The organism is Sphaerisporangium sp. NPDC004334, from assembly GCF_053602655.1.
This window is the reverse complement of sequence record NZ_JBSGDZ010000010.1, coordinates 285,876-292,667: the sequence shown is the minus strand read 5'-3', so window position 1 is coordinate 292,667 and position 6,792 is coordinate 285,876. Positions and strand designations below refer to the sequence as shown.

4 protein-coding genes are annotated in these 6,792 nt (G+C 71.8%); all 4 read right to left on the bottom strand.

Features of this window, described 5'->3' with window-relative positions; translation table 11 throughout:
- Positions 1-836: hypothetical protein (locus ACWEN6_RS15535; RefSeq protein WP_452570793.1), on the bottom strand; the 836-nt coding region annotated here is incomplete at its 3' end.
- A 90-nt stretch (positions 837-926) separates the two neighbouring features.
- Complete coding sequence (locus ACWEN6_RS15530) at positions 927-4,229, bottom strand: AfsR/SARP family transcriptional regulator (protein WP_452570792.1); 3,303 nt, start codon at positions 4,227-4,229, stop codon at positions 927-929.
- Positions 4,230-4,482: 253 nt separating this feature from the next.
- A complete protein-coding gene (locus ACWEN6_RS15525; protein WP_452570791.1) occupies positions 4,483-5,601 on the bottom strand; it encodes a cellulose binding domain-containing protein in 1,119 nt (372 codons plus the stop codon).
- A gap of 171 nt (positions 5,602-5,772) precedes the next feature.
- Positions 5,773-6,756 (bottom strand): LuxR C-terminal-related transcriptional regulator, encoded by a 984-nt coding sequence (locus ACWEN6_RS15520; RefSeq protein WP_452570790.1) that lies wholly within the window; start codon positions 6,754-6,756, stop codon positions 5,773-5,775.
- Positions 6,757-6,792 lie beyond the last annotated feature (36 nt).

Sequence of the window (6,792 nt, the reverse complement as noted above, 5' to 3'; positions counted from 1 at the left end):
GGGTTGTTGGACAGGTGGAAGGTGGCGGTGGTGGGGTCGTAGGCGCTGGGGGTGTCGACGCCGTCGCCGTCCCAGTCACCGATGATGGGGATCATCGGGCTGTTGCCGTACCTGATGACCGGCCGGGTGTTGGTGTTGGAATCGAAACTGTCGGACAGGGTGAAGTCCAGCACCCCGTAGTCGACCGGGTCCGGAGGCGCCTGGGAGGCCACGATGGCATCGACGATGATCTTCGCGTCGCCGGCCTGCGGCTGGTAGCGGTCCGGGTACGCCGACACCTGAACGGCCTGGCAGACCTCGCCGATCGGCGCGGTCAGCCACTTCTCGTCCGGGTACTTCGACTGCATCTTCTTGAGGAAGGCGTTGGTGGCCCAGTCCGGGTTCAGCCGCTCGGCCCTGGTACCCCAGGAGGCCCGCTGCTGGAACAGCCCGAGGCTGTCGTGGTCGAGTTCCTCGCTGATGTTGTCGATGCTCGACTCGACGATCGTCGTGGTGATGGCGATGACGGCGGCCCTGAGGTTCAGTCCGCGGTCGCGCACGGCCTTGACCACCATCCGCGCGCAGGAGACGCGGTAGGCCGACATGTAGCCCTTCATCTTGGCCTTCAGCGAGCCGTTGAGCTGCGTCGCGAGGGCGGAGTCGGTGGAGGTGGTGCCGTTCGCGTCGCACGCGGCGACGGCTCGGAGCGCGGCGACGTCACTGGCCTTCGCGCTGGGCGCCGGGGTGGGACCGGCCATGGCGGCGGGCGCGATCAGCAGGCTGCAGGTCAGCGCCATGGCGGTGATACCGGCGAGCCGGAGGGCGCCACGGGCGGGACGCGAGGGGGATGCACTCATCGGATGCCTCATTTCGGGACAGATTCGATCTGGCTCCGAAAGAGTGCGACCGCGCGCTCCAATACCGCTGTAAATCCGTTGTAGGCCGCTCTACAGAACGACGTCCTCCTGCGCGGAACCGGTTCTCCGCCGCGGAGTGAGCTCCGCGTGTTCGCGGGAGCCGTACGCCTGGAAGATCTCGACCGCCTCCGCCCGCACGGTCTCGGCCGCCGCGTACTGTCCCAGCTCCTCGTGCAGCAGGGCCAGGTCACGCAGGGTCCGCGCGCGGAACAGAGGAAGGCCCAGCTCGTCCCACTGCCGCACCGACTCCTTCAGGCAGCTCTCCGCCTCCGGGAGGCGCCCGACGGCGAGGTGGAGCTCTCCCAGCGTGCGCAAGGTGATCGCCTCGCCCCACCGGTCGCGCAGGGTCCGCATGTCGGCGAGAATGCCGTCCAGCGCGGGCAGCGCCTCGTCGCACCTGCCCTGCCGGAGCCACGCCTTGGCGCGCGTGCGCAACGCGTAGCACTCCAGCAACCGCTCGCCCATGTCGCCGAAGATGTGCGCCGCCTGTTCGCTCAGCCGCTCCGCTTCGGCGTATTGTTCCCTGGCCAGGTGGTGCAGGGCCATGGTGCGCAGGGTCAGCGCCTCACCTCGCCGGCTGCCCGAGCGTCTGTACAGCGTGAACGCGTGGTCCAGGTCGTTCCAGGCATGATCCAGGTCGCCCTGTTCCAGCCTGACCGACCCCGCCAGTCGCTGCACGTGGGCGAGGGCGGCCTCGTCGCCCTGGTCGCGCCACATCCGCTGAGCGCTGTCGAGATAGTGAAGCGCCTCGGGCAGGTGCCCCTGTTCGCGGCAGACGACGCCCATGCCCGTGAGGATGGCGCACTCTCCCCGCAGGTCCCCGGCGGCGCGGAACATCGCGAGCGCCTTGCCGAAGTACTCCTTCGCCTCGGCGTAGCGGTCCTGCTCGTATCGCAGCTGGCCCAGCTCCGCGAGCAGCGTCGCCTGCCCGGCGGTGTTCCCCCTGCGCCGCGCGACGGCCAGGGCGGCGTCGTGCGTGCGGCTCCAGGCCGTGAACTGGTTCTCCACGGCGAAGGCGGAATGGCACAGCGCGGAGGCCAGTTCGACCGCGGCCTCGTCGAGGTCCAGCCCCGCCGCCAGTTCGACGCCGACGACCAGCGGCTCCTCCTCGATGCGGAACCACGTGTGGGGCGCCGCCAGGACGGCCCGCGCGGCCTGCGGATCGATGGGCACGGCGAGCCGGTAGGACTCGCGCACCGCGATCGTGCCCGACGGTTCGACGGCGCGCACCTTCGACAGCAGCCAGAGCCAGCCGCCGAGCACCCTGGTCACCGCGCCGACGCGCTCCGGTGGCGGGTCCTCGGCCTCGGCGCGCTCGCGGGCGAACAGCCGGATGAGATCGTGCAGCCGGTAGCGCACCTGGCCGATCGCGTCGACGCCCTCGACCTCGACCAGCGAGGCGTCCACCAGTTGTTCCAGTTCCCGTTCGGCCTCGTCGAGGCTCGACCCGGTGGCGGCCGCCGCGACCCAGGCGGGAAAGTGCGGAAGGCCGAGCAGGCCGAGGTACCGCAACGCCCTGCGGACCGAGCCGGTCAGCAGTTCGTAGCTCAGGGCGATGCCGGCGCGGACCTCCTGGTCGCCCACGGCGAGCTCGTCGAGCCGGCGCCGTTCATCGGCGAGGCGGTCGGCCATGAGTTTGACCGACCACTGCCGGCGCGAGGCGAGCCTGGCTCCGGCGATGCGGATGGCGAGGGGCAGGTACCCGCACTGCCGTACGATCATCCGCGACGGCCCGGGCTCCGCGGTGACGCGTTCGGCGCCGGCGACGTGGGACAGCAGGGCGAGCGCCGCGTCGACGGTCAGCGTGCCGAGCTCGGTCGGCAGGGCGCCGGCGAGACTCGGAAGCTTGTTGCGCGAGGTGATCAGCACGGCGCATCCCGCCGAGCCGGGCAGCAGCGGGCGGACCTGGCGTTCGGTGGCCGCGTCGTCGAGCACCACCAGCATGCGACGGCCGGAGAGCAGGCTGCGATAGCGGTTGACCCGCTCCTCCAGGGTGGGCGGAAGCTCCGGCGCGGGCGTGCCCAGTTCGCGCAGGAGGCGGCCCAGGACCTCCTCGGGCGTCGCCGGCAGCTCGGTGGTGCCGCGCAGCTCGGCGTAAAGCTGGCCGTCCGGGTAGCGCTCGGCGACGTCGTGGGCGACCCGTAACGCGAGGGTCGACTTGCCGGTGCCGCCGGCGCCGAGGATCACGCAGACCGGCATGGCGGACGGCCGGGTCAGAGCCGCCCGCAACAGGACCGTCTCCTCGGTCCGGCCGGTGAAGTCGGGGATGACGGGAGGCAGCTGGTACGGCCTGCCCCTCTCGGGAGCGCCCCTCTCAGAAGTGCCCCTCTCGGGAGCGGCCCTCTCAGGAGAGGCCCTTTCGGTACCGGCCGCTTCGGGAGTGGCCCTCTCGATACCGCTCCTTCCGGTCGGGAACCTGGCGATACCGGTGCTGCCGGTACCGGCCCGCTCGGGAGTGGCCCCGGCGGCATCGGACCTTCCGGGCCCGGCACCGTCGTGGCCGGGCCTGCCGGGCGTTCCGCTCGCCGCCCCCGAGCCCGTGGGCGCGGAGGTCTCCGGCGGGCGCGTCCGGGAGCGGTGCCCGGGTGACAGGCGCGGATCCCCTCGCAGGATGCCCTCGTGCAACCGCCGCAGCTCGGGGCCGGGATCGATGCCGAGCTCCTCCGCGAGGACCTCCACGCCCTGCCGGTAGACCGCGAGCGCGTCTCCCCGCCGCCCGAGGTGGTTCAGGGTCGCCATGAGGTCATGGCGAAGGCGCTCGTGGGTGGGATGGCGTGCCACCAGGGCGGTCAGCTCTCCGATCACCTGCTCGTGCAGGCCGATCTCGAGGTCGGCGGCGATGCGCTCCTCGGTCACGGTGAGCCGCAGCTCGTCCAGGCGCCGGGCCTCGGCGAGCAGGAAGGAGTCGCCCATCCCGCCGAGGGCGGGACCGCGCCACAGCGCGAGGGCGGCGCGGAACCGCTCGGCCGCCTCCTCGTGCCGCCCCTCGGCGGCCGCGCGGCGTCCTTGGGCGGCGAGCGTCTCGAACGCGGAACGGTCGACGGCGCCGGCGGGGACGTCGGCCAGGTAACCCGCCTGGTGGGACACGATGACGGGGGGCATGTCCGCGCGTTCGAACGATCGGCGCAGCGACGAGATGTAGGTCTGCAGCACCGCCCGGGCGGTCTCCGGGGGATCCGCGCCCCAGATGGCGTCGATGAGCCGTTCGGCCCCGACCACGTGGCCCTCGTCGATGAGCAGCGCGGTGAGCAGGGTTCGCGGCTTCGCCCCCCCGAGCGGCACCTGACGGCCGCCGTTCCAGACCTCTATGGGACCGAGGAGCCGGAACTCCATGGATTCCTCCAGCGACGACCTCCCGGGGGCACCGAACACGTGAACCGTGGACGGCCTTCGTCCAACGCAACGGTTCGACACGATTGGGGAGTTCCCCCTGACCGTTACCCGCCTCGCGGTGGGAGCCAGCGTAGATGATCCCGTCTGTCATCGACAGGGCCGGCGATCTCGGTGACGGCGTCCACAGGGGGGAGGGGAGGGGCGAGGGTGGGCGGCCCGGGCGCTCGAGGGCCGTCCACCCGTCGTGTGACGGTCAGGGGGAGGTGCAGGTGAGGGCCGAGGGGACGCTGTTGGCGCCCGTCCAGCTGCCGTTGAACCCGAAGGTGGTCGAGGCGCCGGCGCCCAGGTCTCCGTTGTAGCTCGCGTTCCTGACCGTCACGGCGGCGCCGCTCTGGCTCACGCTTCCGTTCCACAGCTGGGTGACCGTCTGGCCGTTGGCGAAGGTCCACCTCACCGTCCAGCCGCTGAGCGAAGCGGTGCCGTTGTTCCTGACCGTGACCTCGGCGCCGAAACCGCCCTGCCAGGAGTTGGTGACGCGGTAGGTGGCCGCGCAGCCGCCGGGCGGAGGGGGCGAGGGGGTGGTCGGCGCGGTGGGGGTCGGCGTGACCGGCGGCGACGGAGTGGTCGGCGGAGTGGGGGTCGGGGTGACGGGGGGCGTCGGGGTGGCGCCGTTGAGCAGGGCGGCCAGGGGCGGGTACCACTTGTTCGCCATCTTCTGGTCGCCGGTGGCGTTGGGGTGCACCCCGTCCCCGGTGTCGCTGGAGGTGCTGAACCCGGTCCACTGGTCGACGACCACGATCGGCGACTGGGTGGTGCTCTTGGACTGCGCCCACCCGGGGATGGCGGAGTTGAGCGCGACGACGCGCTGGGCGCACTCGGGGCAGGAGCCCGGGTTCATCGGGATGATCTGCGCGACGAGGATCTTCATGTTCGGGTTGCTCGCGCGCATCTGGTCGACCAGCTTGCCGTACGCGGCCAGGATCGTACTGGTCGCGCGGTTGCTCCACACGTCGTTGGTGCCGAAGTGCATCAGCACGACGTCGGGCCGGGTCGCCGAGAGCCAGCCGGGGAGCTGGTTCTGGTCGGCGACGGTGGTGACCAGCGCGCCGCCGTGGCCCTCGTTGTCGCCGTCGTAGCTCACGCCGCATCCCTGGGGCGGCAGGGTGCCCACCATGTCCACGCTGTAGCCGCCCTGCACCAGCTTGTTGTACAGCAGGGCGCGCCAGCAGCCGGGGGAGCCGGTGATGGAGTCGCCCAGCGGCATTATCCGCACGGTGGCGGCGCGGGCCGGCGGCACGAGCGCGAGCGCCGTGTACGCCAGGACCCCGATCATCGCCGCCATGATCGCCAGGAGTGCGCGTCTGGTCGCCATGCTCCACCTCCGCCTCGTCCGCGTGGCGATGGTATGGAGGCGGCGTCCCCGCTAGGAAGGAGGTGGCCTGCTTAACCGGTTCGACCTGCGATGACATGGCGCCCGGCGGTGAAAGTTACAAAGGACGGGCCCTGACTCCGCATGGCGTTCCCTCACTGGGGACGGTCGCCGTCACAGCCAGCGTTCGCGGGCGGCGTGCCAGGCCAGTTGCATGCGGGTCTGGACGCCGGCCGCCTCCATGATGCCCGAGACGCGCCGCTGGACGGTGCGCTGGCTGATGCCGAGCTGGCTGGCGATCGACTTGTCGGGCACGCCCGCCACCAGCAGCGACAGCAGGTAGAGGTCGTCGGGGTCGAGAGGGCAGGGCGCCGTCTCGGCCTCCAGCGACAGGGTGCCGCCGTCCATGACGCTCAACGGCGTCGCGCGGTCCCACTGGCTCTCGAACAGGGCGAGCAGCGCGTCGAGCAGGGTGCCGCCGCGGATCAGCGCCGCGGTGGGCTCGGACAGACCAGGCCGCTGGACGAGCGTGAGCAGGCCTATGCGGCGGTCGGCGACGGTCAGCCGCACGGGGAGCCGCGGGATGGCGCGGGACCGCTCGCCCAGCTTGATCGCCTGGGCGACGTCGGCCTGCATGCCGGGCTCCTCCAGCAGCGCGCGTTCGTAGATGACGCGGTAGGTCACGCCGCGGGCGAGCGCGGACGGCTCGGCGTCGTTCTGGGCGGCGGTCATCGCGACCGGGCCGGCCAGGCAGAAGCCCAGGATCTCCTCCCGGGCGTTGTCCTGCATGTGCAGCAGGTGCTCGCGCATCGCGGCCCGGTTGGGCAGCACCTCGATGAGCTGGGTGGCGTCCCTGCGGCGGACGTTGGCGCGGTACTCCTCCGACAGCTCCTCCAGGGAGCGGCGCGCCCAGTCGAGCGCCTGCTGGCGCCGCAGCAGCGACGCGCCGAGCGCGATGTCGGGCGCGACGGCGGCGAACCGTCCGGGGGAGACCTCCCGGACCAGGCCCTTGGCGGCCATCGACCGCAGCGCGTCCCCCACCTGTTCGGGTCCGAGCCGGGTGTGCCGCCCGAGTTCCCCGACCTCCGCCTCGGCGGCCGAGACCAGCAGCCGATACGTCAGTTCCTCCACGGAGTTCAGCCCAACCGGCTCCAGCATGTCCCCATCATGACACCCGAAATAGGGATATTCGGC